The following is an 18,255-nucleotide window of genomic DNA, read 5'->3' on the forward strand; positions in this document are numbered from 1 at the left end:
TGTGCCCCTTGCCTCAGTCCCTCAGCAGGTCCGGAACGCCGTCCTCGTCGGGCAGGTCCCGCTCCCCCGAGACCACCGTGAGCTGCTGCGTCGCACGCGTCAGCGCCACGTACAGCACCCGCAGGCCGGCCGGGGACTCGTCCGCGATCTCCGCGGGCGAGACGACCACCGTGGCGTCGTACTCCAGGCCCTTCGCCTCCAGACTGCCCAGCGCCACCACCCGCTCGCCGAGCTCGGCGAGCCAGTTGCGGGCCTGCGCCCGGCGGTGCATCGCGACGACCACACCCACCGTGCCGTCCACCTCGGCCAGCAGCCGCCGCGCCTCCTCGCGCACCGAAGCGGCCAGATCGCCGTCCCGTACGGTCTCGAAGCGCGGCTTCACACCTGTGGAACGGACCGCGGCCGGTGACTCCATTCCGGGCATCGCGAGCGCCAGGACCTTCGAGGCCAGCTCGGCGATCTCCGCCGGGTTGCGGTAGTTGACCGTGAGGGTGAAGCGGCGGCGCGGCCGGTTGCCGAGCGCCTCGTCGCGCGCCTGGGCGGCCTCGTCCGGATCGGACCAGGAGGACTGCGCCGGGTCTCCGACGATCGTCCAGGTGGCGTGCCGGCCGCGGCGGCCGACCATGCGCCACTGCATGGGCGTGAGGTCCTGCGCCTCGTCGACGATGACATGCGCGTACTCCGTACGCTCCGCGGCCAGCCGCTCGGCCCGCTCGCGCTGGGTCTCCTCGCGCTGCGGCATCAGCTCCTCCAGACCGGAGAGCTGGTCCAGCGGGTCGAATTCGCGCTTCTTCTTCGGCCGGTACGGGGTGCCGAGCAGCGTCTGCAGCTCGTCGAGGATCGCCACGTCGTGTACGGAGAGCGGCCCGTTGCCTTCGCTGTCGAGCCGCTTCAGGGAGCGGGCGAAGCGGCGCACCTCGCCCTGGTTGAGGACCCGGCGCGCCCAGCGGCCGAGCCGCTTCTCGTCGGCCATCGCGGCGAGCACCCCGCGCGGGGTGAGCTCGGGCCACCAGGCGTTCAGGAAGGCGAGGAAGGGCGTCTCGGTGGAGACGTCCTCGTCGAAGGAGGAGCGCAGCTCGGCGGCCAGCTCGGGGTCGGTGTAGCGGCCCCGGCCGGAGGACTTGTTCCACAGGGCGTCCAGGAGCATTCTGCGGGCGCGCGGGCGCAGCAGGTTGACCGGGGCGGTGCCGCCGAGGACGGACTGCCGGATGCGGTGCAGCTCGTCGGCGTTCAGCTCGACCCGGGCGCCGAACGCGACGACCCGCAGGCGGGTCGGGGTGGCCGGGGCCTCGTCGGTTCCGTCGCCGAAGGACAGCTGGCCGTCCCGGTCCTCCGCCTTGCGGGGGGTGCCGGGCTGTTCCAGCGCGCCGCGTGCCGCCTTGCGCAGCACCTGGAGCATCCGGGAGGAGCCCTTGATCCGGGCGACGGCGGGCTCGTCGTACGTGGTGGCGCCCTCGACGCCGGCCGCCTCGTCGGAGAGCGAGCCGACGGCGCGGATCGCGACCTGCCCCTCCTCGCCCAGCGAGGGCAGCACGCCTTCGGTGTACGCGACGAGGAGCGGGGTCGGCGAGACGACGAGGATGCCTCCCGCGTACCGTCGCCGGTCCTGGTAGAGGAGGTACGCGGCGCGGTGCAGGGCGACGGCGGTCTTGCCGGTGCCGGGGCCGCCGGAGACCTCGGTGACGGAGGCGGCGGGGGCCCGGATCACCAGGTCCTGTTCGGCCTGGATGGAGGAGACGATGTCCCGCATGGTGTGGCTGCGGGCCTGGCCGAGCGCCGCCATCAGCGCGCCGTCGCCGATGACGGGGAGCTTGTCGCCGCCCAGGTACGCGGTCAGCTCGGGGCGCATCAGGTCGTCCTCGACCCCGAGGACCTTGCGGCCCTTGGAGCGGATGACCCGGCGGCGTACCACCCTGCCCGGTTCCTTCGGCGTCGACCGGTAGAACGGTGCGGCGGCCGGTGCGCGCCAGTCGATGACCAGCGGCGCGTAGTCGGAGTCGAGAACGCCGATCCGGCCGATGTGCAGCGTCTCCGCGATATCGGCGGAGTTGTCGTCGCGTACGGCGTCGTCGGCCGGTTCGACAGACGTGTACGCGCCGTCCGGGCCGCGTTCGCCGTCCTTGCCGAGCAGCAGATCGATCCTTCCGAAGAGGAAGTCCTCGAACTCGCTGTTCAGCCGATTGAGGTGGATTCCGGCCCGGAACACCTGGGCGTCGCGCTCGGCGAGCGCACCCGGGGTGCCGACCTGGCCGCGCTTGACGGCGTCACTCATGAGAAATTCCGCCTCGTGAATCTTCTCTTCGAGGCGGTGATAGACACGGTCGAGATGTTCCTGCTCGACACCGATTTCCCGGTCCCGCATCGAATCGACAGCGGCATCCTGCGCGGCCACCGAGGCCCCCTTCTGACGTGCATTGGGCAGCCGTCAACCCTATGCGAAGCGGGGGCCGCCGCGCACCTGCCGCGCGTATCGAAATGGCACGGCGGGGTCTCGATCAGGCGTCGACCTCCACCAGCCGCTTGCCGTCGAACGTACGCACCTCGAAATGATCGATGTCGCCGCGGTCCATGGCCGCGCCGCCGTGGACATAGAGCGGGTACTTCGAGGCCGGGTGCGGGGAGTCCTTGATGCCGTACCCCCACTTCGGTACGGACCAGGAGGTGACGACCTCCTCCTCACCGGTCTTCGACACGGCGATCAGGCTGCATTTCTCCGGGCCCGTGACGTTCTTGAGCTCCAGCACGGCGTGGGTGCCCCAGGCCTTCTTCTCCATGCCGATGGTGGCATCGACCTTGGTGGTGGGGTCGGTGGCCCGCACCTTCTCCGTCATGTGGTGGAAGAAGGCGTCCTCGGCGGGGCTGGTGGGGTGCGGGTCGGCCGCCTGCGTCGAGGCGCCGTCGTTGCCGGTCGCCAGGACCGCGACCACCGGACCGCCGATGATCAGCGCCGCTGCCGCCGCCACCAGATACATGGAGCGGCGTCTGCGCCGGGCCCGCTTGGCCGCCACCTCGTCGACCAGCCGGTCGAGCATGCGGGGTGCGGGCGGCTGCGGGACGTGCGGGACGGGGCGGGTGCCCGGTGCGGCGGCCGGGGACTCGGAGAGCATCGCGAGCATGGGTTCCAGGCCTGCGAACTCGTCGAGATGGGCGGCGCACAGGTCGCAGCCGGCCAGATGCGCTTCGAAGGCGGACGCCTCGGCATCGTCCAGAACGCCGAGGAGATACGCACCGGCGGCGTCGTGCCCGGGCCCTTCGACGGCTCCGCGCGGGGCGGTGCGGCCGGGGCCATCGGGGCTGCGGGGGCCGGAGAGGCTGCGGGGGCCGCTGGGGCTGCCGGGGGTTCGGGGGCCGGAGGGACCGGTCGGCCGGGGCCCGAAAGGCTCCCACTCGTGGTCGCTCATGCCGTGATCCCCCTCTCTTCGAGTGCGAGCTTCATCGAACGCAGTGCGTAGAAGACCCGGGACCGTACCGTCCCGCTGGGTACGCCCAGCACATCGGCTGCCTCATTGACCGTACGGCCCTTGAAGTAGGTCTCGACCAATGCTTCCCGGTGGGCAGGGGTCAAATCGTCGAGCGCGTCCGAGAGCGTCATCAGCCACAACGCCTTGTCTATCTCGTCCTCCGCGGGAATGACCTCCAGCGGCGACGGATCGACCTCGTGCGGCCGGGCCTGCCGGCTGCGGTGGCCGTCGATGACGATGCGCCGGGCGACCGTCACCAGCCAGGGGCGGACTGAGCCGGTGGCCCGGTTGAGCCGGCCGGCGTTCTTCCAGGCACGGATGAGCGTTTCCTGCACCACGTCCTCGGCGCGCTGTCGGTCGCCGGCGACGAGGCGGAGCACGTACGCGAGCAGAGGTCCGGCGTGTTCGCGGTAGAGCGCCCGCATCAGCTCCTCGTCGGGGACGTCGGAGGAGGACGGGGGCGGCTCACTGCGATGTCGAGCCCTGTGCGGACGGTCATCGGCCACGGCCGCATCCTTGCGCACCCGAACCTCCCGGTCGAGACCCTGTAGAGCTCCTTGGCCATCGAATACGGAACGGGACCGCGATCCATTCAAACGGGTTTCAAGATTCTTTACGGTGCTCCGGCGTCCGTGACCGCGTCCATGACCGCCACGGCCGCCGTCCGGCGCCGGTGCCGGGCCACCCGCTCCCGGTTCCCGCACACCTCGCTGGAGCACCAGCGGCGTCGGCGGCCGCGCGAGGTGTCCAGGTAGAGGCGGGCGCAGTTGTCTGCCTCGCAGCGGCGCAGGCCGGCTCGCGCCACCGGGTCGGTCAGGAGCTCCACGACGTCGCGGGCGACGGCGGCCAGCAGTGCCCCGCATTCGGGATCGGCGCTCAGTGTCCGTACCAGCGTGCCGCCTCTTCCGCGTACGGCCCGCAATCCCGGTGGGGCGGCCGCGGCGAGCGCGTTGACCCGTTCCAGGGCGCTCTCGGCTCTGTGGCCGCCGAGTTCGGCGGTCAGCAGGCGGTCGACGCCGGTCCTCAACTGCCGGAAGCGCACCACCCAGGTGTCGTCCACGGCGTCGAGGTGGGTGCCGCTCGGTACGAGTCCGGCGGCCACCAGCCAGTCGGCGAGCCGCTCGGCGCCGTCGAGCAGTTCACATGCGCCGGAGGTGCCGATTCCTGTGGCCACCAGGTCCAGGCAGGGGCGGCCGGAGTCGAACCGCCAGTCGTACGAGCTCTTGCCCGCCGCCATGCGTATGTCACCGCCTCGGGGTCTCCGGTGGGGGTCTCCCCCAGAGTGCCCCTCGGGGGGCCGACCCGGAACCCCTGCTGCCACGCGGGGTGGCGGCGGGGCCCGTGGGGCGCGCCCGGCGTGGTGCCCCGCCTTTGTCCTCAAACGCCGGACGGGCTGGATTTTCGCCGGACGGACATGAGAATTGAGCCTGCTCGGCAGCATCTGGCCCTCCGTCGGGAGGTCTTGCTGTCTGTAAGCACTTGTTTTGGGACCAGCGGACCAAGTTCTTTTGGCTCCGGTCGGTGCACCGCGTCCAGCACGACCGGCGGCGTCGCTGACGGGACGGAGGAGCGTCTCGCGCTTGTCGTCGGCATGCCCTGTGATCCATATCACGGGCCACAGGTGCATCGTGGGCCGCGTGCCAGTGCCTTCTACAGGGTGTAGGCGACCGGCGAGAACAGGGACAGTGCGGATGGAGCAAAGTCGAGCCCGTGCGTTCGATGAGTTCGTGGCTGCCCGCTGGTCGGTGCTGGTCCACCTGGCCCGTCTGCTCGTCGGAGGCGATCGGCATCGGGCCGAGGACTTGTTGCAGGAGTCCTTGGTCAAGCTCTGGTTCGTCTGGCCCAGGGTCGCGGATGACGCACCGGAGCCGTACGTCCGCAAGGTGATGGTGCGTGCGGCGGCACGCTCGGGACAGCGGCGTTGGTGGGGTGAACGCCCCGTCGAACAGCTGCCCGAGGCGGCGGTGGTCGGCGATGTGTCCGCGGACGTGGTGGAGCGTTCTCGGCTGGAGGCCGCGCTGGCCCAGTTGTCGCCGAAGCAGAGGGTGGCGGTGGTGCTGCGCTACTACCAGGACCTGCCCGAGGGGCAGGTGGCGGAGGCGCTCGGGTGTCCGGTGGGCACGGCTCGGTCCCATGCCGCACGCGGAGTGGCGCAGCTGAGGCAGCTCCTGGGCAATGTGAACGAGCCGGTGCGGTGAAGGAGAACCCCATGGATCACTTCGAGCGGCAGCTGGCACAGATGATGTGCGACACCGAGGCGCCCGCACCGTTCGAGCCGAAGCACCGGGAACGTCTCTGGGCAGGGGTGCGTGTCCGCTGTCGGAGACGGGCCGCACAGAGGGCAGTCGGCTCCGTCCTGGCCGTCGTCGGCCTCAGTGTCGGGCTGTTCCTGCTGCCCGTCCATGCGACCCGGGTCGAGCCCAGCCGCCCCGGCCCACAGCCCGCGACGAGCCCGTCGCCCTCCGCCCCGCCCGCGACACCCGACGCGTCCCCGAGCGCGCCCTCCTCCTCGGACGCCTCCACTGCCCCCGCGTCCCCGGACGGGACCGCCTCAATCACGCCGCCGGCCGCGACCGGGAGTACGGCCACGGCCACCGGGACCCCGCCGGGGAGCACGGAGGGTGCGTCGCCGCCCTCGACCTCGGCCCCGCCTTCGGGTACGGCGACCGCGCGGAACTAGCCGTCGACCGCCTCGCCCTCGCTCATCACCCCGTAACGCCGTAACGCCGTAACGCCGTCGCCCCGAGTGTCTTCGGCCCGCCCCGTACCAGGTCACAAAAAGGACAACATATGAGAAATCAAGGGTCACTTGCCCTGAAGGACCTGAGCCGACTGCCACACCGCGCACCGGTGGCGACGCACCACCCGGAGCCCGTCCTGGACGTGGTCGTCCCCGTGTTCAATGAGGAGAGAGACTTGGAGCCGAGCGTGCGGCGGCTCCACGCACACCTGTGCGAGACCTTCCCCTATCCGTTCCGTATCACCATCGCCGACAACGCCAGCACGGACAGCACCCCGCGGATCGCCGCTCGGCTGGCAGACGAACTGCCCGAAGCACAGTGGCTTCGGCTGGCCGAGAAGGGGCGCGGCCGGGCGCTGCGTACCGCCTGGTCGCTCTCGTCGGCCCCCGTACTCGCGTACATGGACGTGGACCTGTCCACGGAACTGACGGCGTTGCTGCCGCTCGTGGCCCCGCTGCTCTCCGGCCACTCCGATATCGCCATCGGCACCCGCCTGGCCCCCGGTTCCCGGGTGGTGCGCGGCCCCAAGCGAGAGATCATCTCTCGGTGCTACAACGCCCTCCTGCGCTCCGTCCTCGCCGTGGGCTTCTCCGACGCGCAGTGCGGATTCAAGGCGGTGCGGCGTGATGTGGCCGAGCGGCTGCTGCCCCTCATACAGGACTCGGAGTGGTTCTTCGACACCGAACTTCTGGTGATCGCCGAGCGTGCCGGGCTGCGCATCCATGAGGTGCCGGTCGACTGGGTGGACGATCCCGACACCCGGGTCGACATCCTCGCCACGGCAATGGCCGACCTGCGCGGCATCGCCAGGATCGGCGGGGCACTGGCGCGGGACACGCTGCCGCCGGGCGGGTCGCTCCGCGACGGTGGCGCCGACGCTCCGGGCAGGCTCGCCACCCAACTCGTGTGCTTCGCCGCCGTAGGAGCCGTCAGCACCCTCGCATACCTGCTCCTCTACGCGGCGCTGCGCCCGGTGGCCGGATCCCAGACCGCCAACGCACTCGCGCTGCTGGTCTGCGCCGTCGCCAACACGGCCGTGAACAGGCGGCTCACCTTCGGCCTCCGTGGCCGCGGCGGTGTGCTGCGCCACCAGGGCAGGGGCCTGGTCGTCCTCCTGATCGGCCTGGCGCTCACCGGCGGATCGCTCGCCGCCCTGCACCACGCGGTGCCCTCGGCCGGGCAGGCCACCGAACTCGCCGTACTCCTCGCCGCCAACCTGGCCGCGACGCTGCTGCGGTTCCTGCTCTTCCGAGCGTGGGTGTTCCGCGCATGATCAGGACCACCGCCCGTACGACCGCGACCGGCACCCTGAGCTGGAACGCGAGGCTGTCGCAGCAGCCCGCCATCACGGACCCCGACCGCCGGCGCCGGCTGCGCCGCACAGCCGAGCACTACGGCCCCGTACTGGCCGTCTACGGCACGCTCAAGTTCATCGGCTTCGCCGCCTTCATGTGGCTGCTGCACTCCGCCGGGGACTACCGCACGAAGAACCCGCGCTTCGGCGGCGGCGCCCACCCGTGGGACGTCCTGGCCAGCTGGGACGGCTGGTGGTACCAGCAGATCGCCGTGCACGGGTACGACCCTCAACTGGTCCCGATCCCCGGCGCCGCCGGCCCGATCACCCTCGAAGGGAACTCGGCGGCGTTCTTCCCGCTCTACCCGGCGCTGATGCGGCTGGTCTCCGAGCTCACCGGCCTCGGCCTGTACGGCGCCGGCCTGCTGGTCTCCGTCGTCGCCTCCTTGGCCGCCGCCCTGGGCATCTACGCCATCACCGAACGCCTCGGCGGCAGACGGGCCGGGCTGGCCGCGGCCGGACTCTGGGCCGTCTGGCCCGGTTCCGGCGTGGAGTGGGCGGTCTACTCCGACTCCCTCTACGTGGCCCTGGCCGTCTGGGCCTGCCATGCCGTCCTGAGCCGCCGCTGGCTCACCGCCGGTCTCCTCACCTGCGTGGCAGGGCTCAACCGGCCCACCGCCGTGACGCTGATCGCCGCCGTCGCCGTCGCGGCCCTGCTCGCGCTCTACCGTCTCCGGGACGGCATCTGGCGTCCGGTGGCCGCGATGGCCGTCGCCCCGCTCGGCCTCCTCGCCTATCTCGGCTGGGTGGGTCACCAAATGGGCGACTACGGCGGCTACTTCAGGCTTCAGTCCGGCGCCTGGGCCCACGAGTGGGACTACGGCCGGCACACCCTCGACGTCCTCACATCCGTCCTGGTGGGCCACTCCGACTATCTCTCCGCCTGGCCCTTCGCGGACCTGATCGGCGTCGGTGTCGTCCTGCTCGCGCTCGCACTGCTCCCGCTGCTGATCCGGCTGCGTCCCCCGGCCGTCCTGGTGGTCTACACCGTCCTCACCCTCGTCCTCGTCCTGGGCAGCCAGCAGATATTCGGCAACGTCTCCCGCTATCTGCTCCCCCTCTTCCCGCTCTTTCTCCCGCTCGCCCTCGCCCTGCGCCGCCTCAGCCTGACCCACCAGCTCATGCTCCTAGGCATCGCGGCCCTGGCTTCCGGCTCGTACGCGGGCTACGGCCTTTTCGAACTCGGCGTCCCGTAACCGGCGGGCCCTCACTCCATCAACGACGCCCCATCGTGCAGAATCCGCTGGAACAGCCGATGGTCACGCCACTCGCCGTTGATGTGCAGATAGCGCGGCGCCATCCCGTACTGCTCGAAGCCGCACTTGGCGAGCACCCGCTGCGACGCGACGTTGTCCAGCACCGTCCCCGCCTCGATCCGGTGCAGGCGCAGTTCGTCCCTGGCCACCTCGCAGACCCGTTCCACGGCGGCCGTGGCCAGGCCGCGGCCCGCGTACTCGACATCGACCCAGTAACCGAGAACCCCGCTGCGGAACGGCCCGAGCACAATGCCGTTGAGGTTGAACGCGCCCACCACACGATCCTGTTCATCGGCGAGCACCCACGGCATCACCCGCCCCTCGTCGCGGTCCGCGAGCATTCCGGCCAGGCGTTCCTGCTGCCCCTGCTCGGTGTAGAAGGTGTCGGGCCGCACCGGCTCCCAGGGCTGCATGTACGCGCGGCTGCGGGTCAGCGCCACGGCGAGGGAAGCGGCGTCGGCCGGGGTGACGGGACGCAGTCGTACCTCCGCGTCGAGCCGGTGGATGTCGTTGATCATCCCAACACGCTATCCGGCCTCAGTTCGCCGCGCGCTCCCCCGCCAGGCCCGTCAGGCGGTCGAAGGTCCGGGTCAGCTCCGCCCGTCTTTCCTCCTTGTACGCCGGCTCGGGCTCCAGACCGTCGATGGTCCGCTCCCACACGTCCATGAACGTCTTCTTCCAGCCCTCGACCACCACCGCCTCCGGCACGGCCGCACCGACGTAATGCTGCTCCGCGATCAGGCACAGCAGCTCGACGTTGCACGGCACGGCGACGCCCCAGTACTCGTCGGGCTCCAGGCCGACCGGGTCGTCGGCCATCGCCTCCGTGATCTCCGAGACAAGGCGCTCGGTGATGCCCGACAGGTGATCAGCGGCCGTGTCGCTGTCGAAGTTCCCACTGCCCCAGGTACCCATAAAGGCCCCTCCCACTGGTCGTTGCGTACCTGCCCAGTCTTAGCAAGCCGGACTGACATCGGGGCTGTCCGCCGCCGGGTCCAGCGCCAGCCGGTAGCCGCGTTTGACGACCGTCTGGATGAGGCGGGGCGCGCCCAGTGCCGTACGCAGCCTCGCCATGGCCGTCTCCACCGCGTGTTCGTCGGTGCCGCTGCCGGGCAGTGCGCGCAGCAGGTCGGCGCGGGCCACCACCCAGCCCGGCCTGCGGGCCAGGGCGTGCAGCAGGGCCATTCCGGCGGGCGGCACCGGGCGCAGTTCGCCGTCGACGATCACCGCATGACCGCGGATCTCCACCCGGTGCCCGGCGACCGGCAACGCACGGGCCCTGGCGGGGAGTTCGTCGCACAGCAGCTGGACGAGCGGGGCGAGCCGGAAGCGCTCCGGCTGGACGGTGTCGATCCCGCGGGCCTGCAGCGGCAGGGCGGTGACCGGTCCGACGCAGGCCACGAGGACATCGTCCCGCAGGGCGCTCAGGAGCTCCGGGATCAGCCCGCGCTTCTCGGCCCGGCCGAGCAGCGAGGCGGCGGCCGGGGCACTGGTGAAGGTGAGGGCGTCCAGGCCCCGGGCCAGGGTGATGTCGAGCAGCCGGTCGAGCGGGGCGATGTCCTCGGGGTCAACCCAGCGGTAGACGGGTACGGCGACGACCTCGGCGCCCGCGGCGCGGAGCGACTCGATGAAGCCGGAGAGGGGCTCACCATGCAGTTGGAGGGCGATACGGCGGCCCTCCACGCCCTCGCCCAGGAGCCGGTCCAGTGCCTCGGCCATGGACTCGGAGGCGGGTGACCACGCCTCGGTGAGCCCGGCGGCCCGGATGGCGCCCTTGACCTTGGGGCCGCGGGCCAGCAGCTCGGCGCCGCGCAGGGTCTCCAGCAGCCGGTCGCCGAGGCCCCAGCCGTCGGCGGCCTCGATCCAGCCCCGGAAGCCGACGGCGGTGGTGGCGACGACCACGTCGGGGGCGGAGTCGATGATTCCCCGGGTCGCTGCGAGGAGTTCGCTGTCGTCGGCGAGCGGCACGATCCGCAGGGCGGGCGCGTGCAGGACGGCGGCGCCCCGTCGCCCCAGCAGTGCGCCGAACTCCTCCGCGCGCCGTGCGGCGGTGACCCCGACAGTGAAGCCCACGAGGGGCCCGTGCTGTTCGTCCTCGTGCATGTGCCTCTACCCGGCTCTCGTCCCGCTGCTGCCCGATGATGCCGAGGGGCGAGCCTGCCAACGATCCGTGACAGGGCTGGTTCACCCATATTTCCCACCCGTTACGTCACATGACATCGAATGGCCATGGTCACGTCCCGGTACGGCTGAGCTGCGGCTTCACGGGCACGGGCAGGGCGGGGTCCGGTCCGGCGAAGGTATACCGTTCCCCGGTCACCGGGACCGCTGCCGCGCTCCGTTCGGCCAGAGCCTCGGTGCGCGCTTCGCCGCGACATCCTCGACCCAGCCGATCGCCGGGATCGTCAGCGCCAGCAGCGGCCAGACGAGGAGCAGCATCAGCGCCGTGTACGAGGCGTCGATGTACGTACCGAAGCGGTCGCCGAAGTACGGGACGTTCCACAGCTGGTCGATGACCGGCCCGGTGGCCATGATCAGCAGGTTGTGCCAGAGGTAGATCGTCACGGCACGGTTGTTGGCGAGGGTGATCAGCCCGTCCCACCGGGCCGTCCTGCCGGGCAGTTGCCGCCAGGACGGCGCGTAGTGGAGCAGGATCACGCAGAAGCCGAACGACCAGGTCGCCTGGGCGAGCGGGATCTCGTCGAGGTTCCAGCCCTCCTCGGTGAGGTGCCCCGAGGCCCACCACAGCCCGAACGCCATGACGATCGCGGCGAGCGAGACCGTCAGATAGCGCGGGACCTTCTTCAGGAGGCCGTCGTGGTGGGCGAAGCCGAGGATCCAGCAGGAGCCGAACACCGCGAAGTCGACGAGTCCTTCACCGGTCTCGCCGGGAACGGTGACCAGTCCGGTGCCGATCACGGCGGTGAGCCCGATCGGGGCGAGCAGCGTCGGCCAGGGCATCCGGCGGAAGGCCTTCAGCAGGAGCGGCGAGGCGAGCACGAACCACAGGTAGGCGCGGATGTACCAGAGCGGGCCCACGGCCTGGTCGGCCCAGGACCCCTCCAGGAGACCGCTCGGCGACCCGTTCTCCCAGGGGTACGGAGGGGCGCCGACGGGGAGGAGGTAGCAGCCCAGCTTGATGAACCACCAGATGCCCTCCTCCTTCACGGGTTTCCAGCCGAGCAGGAACATCACCGGGACGACGGCCGCGGCGAACGCCCACATCGGCGGCAGCAGCCTGCGGAGCCGGCCGCGGATGACGTCCCGTGCCGGACGGGCCAGCGAGCGCGCCATCAGCGAGCCGGCCAGGGCGAACATGACGCCCATGGAGGGGAACAGAACGGTCAGCCAGGCCCAGCCGAAGACATGGAAGACGACGACGCGTACGAGAGCGACTGCGCGCAGCAGGTCGAGATAGCGGTCCCGGCCGCCCGGCAACGCGCCGGCCGGTGTCGCGGCCTCCGCCACGGGTGGCGGGGACTGCACCGGCAACGGCACCGTCTGCTGGACACCGGCCGGCTGCGAAGGATCCGCGTAGAGGTGGCTCGGGTGACTCATGCGACGGGCCTCCGGTCGTTGCTCTGCCGCCGCCGGCCCGGCGCGGCGCCGGGCGCCTCCACGACGCCGGTACGGCGCAGCTTCTGCCAGCGCAGCCGCCCGCCGGTGAGCGCCGTGATCCAGGACTGGAGCAGCACCACGTACATGAGCTGCCGGTAGAGGATCTGCTGGAGGGGCAGCGAGATCAGATGCGTCATGCGTTCCCGGTCGAGCCGGAAGGCGTACGCGGCGCAGATGCCCTGCACCGCGAGGACACCGAGCCAGGCGAGGACGGTCTTCTGGGTGGGGCCGAACACGAGTCCGTACAGCAGGAAGACGTCGATGAGCGGGGCGAGCAGCGGGGCGACGACCATGAACAGGGCGACGAAGGGCAGTCCGACGCGTCCGAAGCGGCCGGACGGGCCGCGTTCGACGACGGCGCGGCGGTGCTTCCAGATGGCCTGCATGGTGCCGTACGACCACCGGTAGCGCTGCGACCACAGCTGCTGCACGGTCTCCGGGGCCTCGGTCCAGGCGCGGGCGTTCTCCGCGTAGACGACCTGCCAGCCGTCGCGGTGCAGGGCCATGGTGACGTCGGTGTCCTCGGCGAGGGTGTCCTCGCTCATGCCGCCGATCCGGTCCAGTGCTTCCCGGCGGAAGGCGCCGACCGCACCGGGGATGGTGGGCATGCAGCCCAGGATGTCGTACATCCTGCGGTCCAGGTTGAAGCCCATCACGTACTCGATGTGCTGCCAGGCGCCGATCAGCGAGTCGCGGTTGCCGACCTTGGCGTTCCCGGCGACGGCGCCGACGTGCGGGTCGGCGAAGGGCTGGACCAGTTCGCGGACGGTGGCGGGTTCGAAGACGGTGTCGCCGTCCATCATCACGACGATGTCGTGACGGGCGTGCGCGATGCCGTTGTTGAGGGCGGCGGGCTTTCCGGCGTTGCGCTGGCGGATGACGCGCACCTGGGACAGCCGCATGGTCTCGACGATGCCGGCGGTGCCGTCCGTGGAGCCGTCGTCGATGACGATGATCTCGACGGGGTGGTCGCTCGCCACCAGGGAACGCACGGTGTTGGCGATGCATTCGCGTTCGTTGTACGCGGGCACGAGCACCGAGACCGGGCGGGTCAGCGCGGGCCCCCAGCTGAAGTCCCTCCGGCGGACCTTGCGGGCATGCAGGAAGGACAGCAGCAGCATCAGTGCGAAGCGGACGAGGACGAGTACGCCGATCACCGCGAGCCCGGCCACCAGGACGCCGGTGACGTTCTCCGAGAGGTCCACGGCGTAGACGAACGCCTTGCCCTTCCAGAGCGCGAATCCGGTGACCGGGGTGTGCGCGCTGGGGGCGCCGAGGGCGGTGGTGAGGTTGGTGAACTCGTAGCCCCGTTGCTGCATCCGCGGCAGGAACTCACCGAGGGCGGCGACGGTCTGGGACCTGTTCCCGCCGGAGTCGTGCATCAGGATGACCGCGCCCTTGCCGCCCCTGGGAGTGGCGCGCTCGATGATCGCGGGGACGCCGGGGCGCTTCCAGTCCTCGCTGTCGGTGTTGTTGACGACGGTGAGATAGCCGCGGCTGCCGACGTACCGGGTGACGGGCCAGGACTTGTTGTCCATGGCGTCGGCGAACGAGGAGTACGGCGGCCGGAACAGGGACGTACGGATACCGGCCGCGCCCGCCAGCGCCAGCTGGTTCTGGGTGAGTTCCCAGTCGATGCGGGAGTGGGACTGGTAGGAAAGGTCGGGGTGGTCGAAGGTGTGCAGCCCGACCTCGTGCCCCTCGTCGACCATGCGCTGTACGAGTTGTGGGTAGCGCGAGGCCATGGTTCCGGTGACGAAGAAGACGCCGTGCGCGTGGTACTTCTTCAGCTCGTCGAGCACCTTCGGGGTCCACACCGGGTCGGGTCCGTCGTCGAAGGTCAGGACGATGCGGTGGTCGGGGATGCGCAGCGACCTGGCGGGCCCGGTGGTGCTCCGGGCGTCGATGACCGGGCCGCCGTCGAGGATCTCCCCGGGCACCCGGTCGGTGGCCGCCGGGGGCTGGATCCGGTGGTCGGCGAGGATTTCGCTGTGCACATAGCCGCGCAGCATCAACATGGCGAGCAGGGCAACGAGGAGCAGTGACGGCAGCAGGTAGCGCATGGGGAATCTGCGCCGCCCGCTCTGCTTCCTGACGTTGCGCCTGCCCAGCGGGGCAGGGGAGGTCATTTACTCGGTGCCTTCTCGCTCTTGCACAGGAGGTTCCGGGGACTGGGCCGGCGGCGTCGTGCTGTCCGCGGGCGGAGTCGAGGTGTCGGCGGACGGCGTCGTGGTGTCGACGGGCGGTACGGGGGCCGAGGTCGCCGGATCGGGCTTCCTGCCGCCGCCGGTGTCCTCGTGCGCCTTGGCCGGTACGACGGGTGCGGACGCCGGGGCGTCCTTGCCGGGGCGGGCCGAGGCACTGGCGGCTACGCTGCCCGAGGGCGTCGCGGCGCCGCCGGGCGTCGGGCCGGTGGTGGCGCGGCCGGGCGTGCTGCCGGGCGGGAGCACCGCACCGGCGCTGCCCGTCGGCGCGGGCGGCGCCTGGACCACGTCGGCGTTCTTGTGCCCTTCCTCGCCGGAGAGCGGCAGCCAGGGCGCGCTCGAACTGCCGCCGAGCACGGCGACGGCCAGCGTCACCGCATAACAGGCACAGGCCGCGGCCAGGACCCAGCCCAGACGCCTGAACGTCTTGCTGCGCCGGCCGCTCTCGTCGACGAACACGGGGCCGTCCGAGCCTTCCGGTGCGCTCGGCTGCGCGGTCAGCTCGGAGAGCTGCCGGCCCAGGCCGTCGAGCTGGACCGTGACTTCGTTCGGCTCGTGTGTGTGCCCCGAACGGGCACCTTCACGCCAGGTTTCCACAGGTGTACGCACTTCCCCCACTCAAGGATCGGGTGCGCACGACTGTCCGATTATGTGCTTCCGGACCGGGCCCCCACCCTGTCCGCACCCCCACCACATTGCACCCGGGCGATGAATGTAGCGCACGCCAACCGCACTTCTGTCCCCCGATCAGGTGGATTTCAACATGAGCGATGCATCGATCTCGGGCAGCCAGCTTCCACCGGCCCGCGCCATCCAGCCCTCCTCAGAACCCAGTTGAGCTGCGGCTTTGCGCAGCGCGTCGAGGCCGGGGTGGCGCAGCCCCTTGCGCCAGACCAGCAGGAGCGGGGAGAGCGGTACGGGCCGGACCAGCGGACGCACCACGGTGCCCGGCACCGGAGGGAAGTCGACGATGCACAGAACCGGGTACCGCGACTTCGCCATGACCCGCTGAAATTCGGCCACACCGATCGCAAGGGGAACGGGTGGCGCCAGCTCGATGCCCCACTCCGCGAAGAGCAGCCGGGCGAGGTCCGTCCACTCCTCGGTGCGCGGATTCCCGGCGCCCGCGTAGACGGTCTCACCGGTCAGGTCGTCCAGTGCGACGACCTCGTGCGCGGCGAGGGGGTGATCGGCGGGGAGCAGAACGGCCATCGGCTCGTACCGCACCGGCTGTACACCGAGCCGTGCCCGCACCGTGGGGTCGAGTCCGGCGGCGCGGCCGAAGGAGACATCGAGCCGCCCGGCGAGGATCTCGCCCGCGGCCCAGGTGAGTCCGCTCTCGAAGCGCGCCATCAGCTCGCACGCCGGAGCCAGTTCCCGCGCGCGGGCAAGTACGCGGGAGGCCGTCATGCCGTCGGTGTTGAGGTCGACGAAGAGCGGCCGGGCCGCGGGGTCGGCGAAGGCTGCGGCAAGATCGGCGTGCGCCTCCAGCACCCGCCGGGCGTACGGGAGGAGCCGTTCACCGTCGGCGGTGAGGGTGACCTGCCGGGTGGTGCGTACGAACAGTTCCGCACCCAGCTCGCGCTCCAGCCGGCGGATGTCCCGGCTCAGTGCCTGCTGGGCGATGTAGAGCCGGGCGGCGGCGCGGGTGAAGTGCAGCTCCTCGGCGACGGCGACGAAGGCGCGGAGCAGCCGGGGGTCGGTATGGGTATGCGTCTGGGTGCCCGTATCGGCAGCGGAGGAGGCCACACCCGGGAATTTACAACACAGATGCGTTAATCGGTACGGAGAAGGTGTTGGACCCCATGGGCCGTGCGCCGCGAGGGTTGATCCATGCCGTACGAAAGAACCCCGCCCACCGGCCCCATGCTTGCCGTCTCCGGGGACTTGCTGGTCATCGCGCCGCGCACCGCCGCACCCACCCGTCCGACGCCCACCAACCCGTACCGCCGGCTGCTCGCCACCCCGGGCGCCCGCGCCTTCACCGCGGGCAATCTCCTCGCCCGGCTCCCGATGGGCATGTTCAGCGTCAGCGCGGTGATCATGATCGCGGGGTCGCGCGGCTCGTACGCCCTGGCCGGTGCCGTCACCGCGACCGGCCTCGCCGCCACGGCGGTGGTCGCACCCTGGACGGCCCGGCTCGTCGACCGGTACGGACAGGCCAGGGTCGCCGTGCCCGCCACCGCGATCGCCGCACTCGGATCGCTCGCGCTGCTGCTCTGTGTGCACTACGGCGCCCCGGCCTGGACGCTCTTCGCCTCCTACGCCGCAACCGCCACCACCCCCAACACCGGCGGGATGTCCCGGGCCCGCTGGGCCCATCTGCTCCGGGGCGATCCGGCCGCCCTGCACACCGCGAACTCCTTCGAACAGGCCGCCGACGAACTCTGCTTCATGCTCGGCCCGGCCCTCGCCGCCCTGTTGTGCGCGGCGCTCTTCCCGGAGGCCGGAACACTCGTCGGGGCGATCCTGCTGATGACCGGCGTGCTGATCTTCGCCGCCCAGCGCGCCACCGAACCGCCGGTGGCGCCCCGCACCCACGTGGGCTCCCCGCTCCGCGCAGCGGGCATGCCGGCCCTGCTCGTCGCCTTCCTCGCCACCGGCGCGGTCTTCGGCGCGATGGAGGTCGTCACGATCGCCCATGCCGGGGGCGCGATCCTGGCCCTGCAGGCGGCCGGATCGTGTGCGGCGGGGCTGCTGTACGGATCGCTGCGCCCGGCCACGGACATCCGGCGCCGGCTGCTGGGCTGCCTGGCGGGAATGACGGCGCTGATGTCCCTGCCGCTGCTCGCCGCCTCCGCGACCGGTTCGCTGCTCGCCCTCGCGGGCGCACTGTTGCTGGCCGGTGCGGCGACGGCCCCGACCATGGTCACCGGCATGACACTGGTGCAACGCCTCACCCCCGAGGGCAAGTTGAACGAAGGCATGACCCTGGCCGTGACCGCGCTGCTGGGCGGGATCGCCGCGGGTTCGGCGACCGGCGGCTGGATGGTGGAGCACCTGGGGCAGGTGACGGGCTATGCCGTACCGGTGTGCGCGGCCGGGCTGGCGCTGGTCGTCGCGGCGGCCGGGGTCCGGGCCCCCCGGAGCTGATGTCCGGCACCGGACGAGGGTCCGGCACAAAAACGAGGACCCCGTTGCCGGTGGGCAACGGGGTCCTCGTTCACATGGGAATTGTGGAGATGGCGGGAATCGAACCCGCGTCCAACGGTGCAGAATCAGGGCTTCTCCGAGTGCAGTCCGCTGCGCTTTTCTCGGCCCCGGCAGTCACGCGGACAAGCTGCCGACGGGCCCAGCCACTGTTTGATTTCCTTCTGGGCCCCGTGGCCGGGTCCAGAAGTTTAGATCCCTTGATGATGTCAGGATCCGGGTCGGGATCAACCCCGGGCTGACACTCCGCAGAGTCTTCGCTTAGCTGCTAATTAGGCAGCGAGGGCGAAGGCGGAGGAATCGCGCTTGGAATTGGCGATTATTGGTTGCGACATATGGTTTACGAGATCATTGCCGCTTCCTCGACTCGCTTCCCCTGCTTCGACATCCGCTGTCGAAACCGATCATCCCCATGTTGTTTTTTCAAAATACGCACCCGCTGTGAGGTGCAGTGCCATCGTACGTGACCAA

16 protein-coding genes and 1 other RNA gene are annotated in these 18,255 nt (G+C 71.0%); 5 read left to right on the plus strand and 12 right to left on the minus strand.

Translation table 11 applies throughout. The annotated features are described in order from the left end of the window. Nucleotides 1-13: 13 nt before the first annotated feature. The 4 genes from ACGFU7_RS08085 to ACGFU7_RS08100 all read right to left on the minus strand — a co-directional run bounded on the left by ACGFU7_RS08085 (nt 14) and on the right by ACGFU7_RS08100 (nt 4,698). The gene (locus ACGFU7_RS08085; RefSeq protein ID WP_393693445.1) at nt 14-2,392 is read right to left on the minus strand and encodes a HelD family protein; all 2,379 of its coding nucleotides are present in this window, start codon (nt 2,390-2,392) and stop codon (nt 14-16) included. Nucleotides 2,393-2,495: 103 nt separating this feature from the next. Further along, complete coding sequence (locus ACGFU7_RS08090) at nt 2,496-3,401, minus strand: anti-sigma factor family protein (RefSeq protein WP_393693447.1); 906 nt, start codon at nt 3,399-3,401, stop codon at nt 2,496-2,498. Beyond that, complete coding sequence (locus tag ACGFU7_RS08095; protein ID WP_393693449.1) at nt 3,398-3,985, minus strand: sigma-70 family RNA polymerase sigma factor; 588 nt, start codon at nt 3,983-3,985, stop codon at nt 3,398-3,400. The genes ACGFU7_RS08090 and ACGFU7_RS08095 overlap by 4 nt, the downstream gene beginning before the upstream one ends. Nucleotides 3,986-4,074: 89 nt before the next feature. After that, nucleotides 4,075-4,698: a CGNR zinc finger domain-containing protein gene (locus ACGFU7_RS08100; RefSeq protein ID WP_393693451.1), complete on the minus strand. Its 624-nt coding sequence runs from the start codon at nt 4,696-4,698 to the stop codon at nt 4,075-4,077. Between the two features lie 454 nt (nt 4,699-5,152). On the opposite strand from ACGFU7_RS08100, the gene ACGFU7_RS08105 reads away from it, so the two are divergent. From ACGFU7_RS08105 to ACGFU7_RS08120, 4 genes are all read left to right on the plus strand, one after another. Further along, nucleotides 5,153-5,659 carry a SigE family RNA polymerase sigma factor gene (locus ACGFU7_RS08105; RefSeq protein WP_393693453.1) on the plus strand — a complete coding sequence of 169 codons (507 nt, stop codon included), beginning with the start codon at nt 5,153-5,155 and terminating at the stop codon, nt 5,657-5,659. 11 nt (nt 5,660-5,670) lie between these two features. Next, nucleotides 5,671-6,141 carry a hypothetical protein gene (locus ACGFU7_RS08110; RefSeq protein WP_393693455.1) on the plus strand — a complete coding sequence of 157 codons (471 nt, stop codon included), beginning with the start codon at nt 5,671-5,673 and terminating at the stop codon, nt 6,139-6,141. 110 nt (nt 6,142-6,251) lie between these two features. Next, nucleotides 6,252-7,475: a glycosyltransferase gene (locus ACGFU7_RS08115; RefSeq protein WP_393693457.1), complete on the plus strand. Its 1,224-nt coding sequence runs from the start codon at nt 6,252-6,254 to the stop codon at nt 7,473-7,475. After that, nucleotides 7,472-8,752, plus strand: a complete 1,281-nt coding sequence (locus tag ACGFU7_RS08120) for a hypothetical protein (protein ID WP_393693459.1) — start codon at nt 7,472-7,474, stop codon at nt 8,750-8,752. The genes ACGFU7_RS08115 and ACGFU7_RS08120 overlap by 4 nt, the downstream gene beginning before the upstream one ends. An 11-nt stretch (nt 8,753-8,763) precedes the next feature. Here ACGFU7_RS08120 and ACGFU7_RS08125 read toward each other — a convergent pair whose 3' ends face one another. From ACGFU7_RS08125 to ACGFU7_RS08155, 7 genes are all read right to left on the minus strand, one after another. Further along, nucleotides 8,764-9,330, minus strand: a complete 567-nt coding sequence (locus ACGFU7_RS08125; RefSeq protein ID WP_393693461.1) for a GNAT family N-acetyltransferase — start codon at nt 9,328-9,330, stop codon at nt 8,764-8,766. 19 nt (nt 9,331-9,349) lie between these two features. Beyond that, on the minus strand, nt 9,350-9,727 hold the full coding sequence (locus ACGFU7_RS08130) for a DUF4259 domain-containing protein (RefSeq protein ID WP_393693463.1): 378 nt from the start codon (nt 9,725-9,727) through the stop codon (nt 9,350-9,352). A 39-nt stretch (nt 9,728-9,766) separates the two neighbouring features. After that, nucleotides 9,767-10,915 carry a uroporphyrinogen-III synthase gene (locus ACGFU7_RS08135; RefSeq protein WP_393693465.1) on the minus strand — a complete coding sequence of 383 codons (1,149 nt, stop codon included), beginning with the start codon at nt 10,913-10,915 and terminating at the stop codon, nt 9,767-9,769. Between the two features lie 213 nt (nt 10,916-11,128). Further along, on the minus strand, nt 11,129-12,370 hold the full coding sequence (locus ACGFU7_RS08140; protein WP_393693467.1) for an acyltransferase: 1,242 nt from the start codon (nt 12,368-12,370) through the stop codon (nt 11,129-11,131). Continuing rightward, nucleotides 12,367-14,493, minus strand: coding sequence for a bifunctional polysaccharide deacetylase/glycosyltransferase family 2 protein (locus ACGFU7_RS08145; protein ID WP_393693584.1), 2,127 nt, complete (start codon nt 14,491-14,493; stop codon nt 12,367-12,369). Before ACGFU7_RS08145 ends, ACGFU7_RS08140 begins: the two co-directional genes overlap by 4 nt. A 66-nt stretch (nt 14,494-14,559) precedes the next feature. Continuing rightward, entirely contained in the window at nt 14,560-15,243 is a 684-nt protein-coding gene (locus tag ACGFU7_RS08150; protein WP_393693469.1) for a hypothetical protein, read from the minus strand. Between the two features lie 138 nt (nt 15,244-15,381). Further along, complete coding sequence (locus ACGFU7_RS08155) at nt 15,382-16,383, minus strand: LysR family transcriptional regulator (RefSeq protein WP_393693471.1); 1,002 nt, start codon at nt 16,381-16,383, stop codon at nt 15,382-15,384. Between the two features lie 84 nt (nt 16,384-16,467). Here ACGFU7_RS08155 and ACGFU7_RS08160 point away from each other — a divergent pair, with 84 nt between their 5' ends. Further along, nucleotides 16,468-17,727 (plus strand): MFS transporter, encoded by a 1,260-nt coding sequence (locus ACGFU7_RS08160; RefSeq protein ID WP_393693473.1) that lies wholly within the window; start codon nt 16,468-16,470, stop codon nt 17,725-17,727. 81 nt (nt 17,728-17,808) lie between these two features. Here ACGFU7_RS08160 and ssrA read toward each other — a convergent pair. After that, nucleotides 17,809-18,196: a transfer-messenger RNA gene (gene ssrA, locus ACGFU7_RS08165) on the minus strand. Nucleotides 18,197-18,255: the final 59 nt, after the last annotated feature.

This window comes from Streptomyces sp. NPDC048473 (genome assembly GCF_043200155.1).
Classification (GTDB): domain Bacteria; phylum Actinomycetota; class Actinomycetes; order Streptomycetales; family Streptomycetaceae; genus Streptomyces.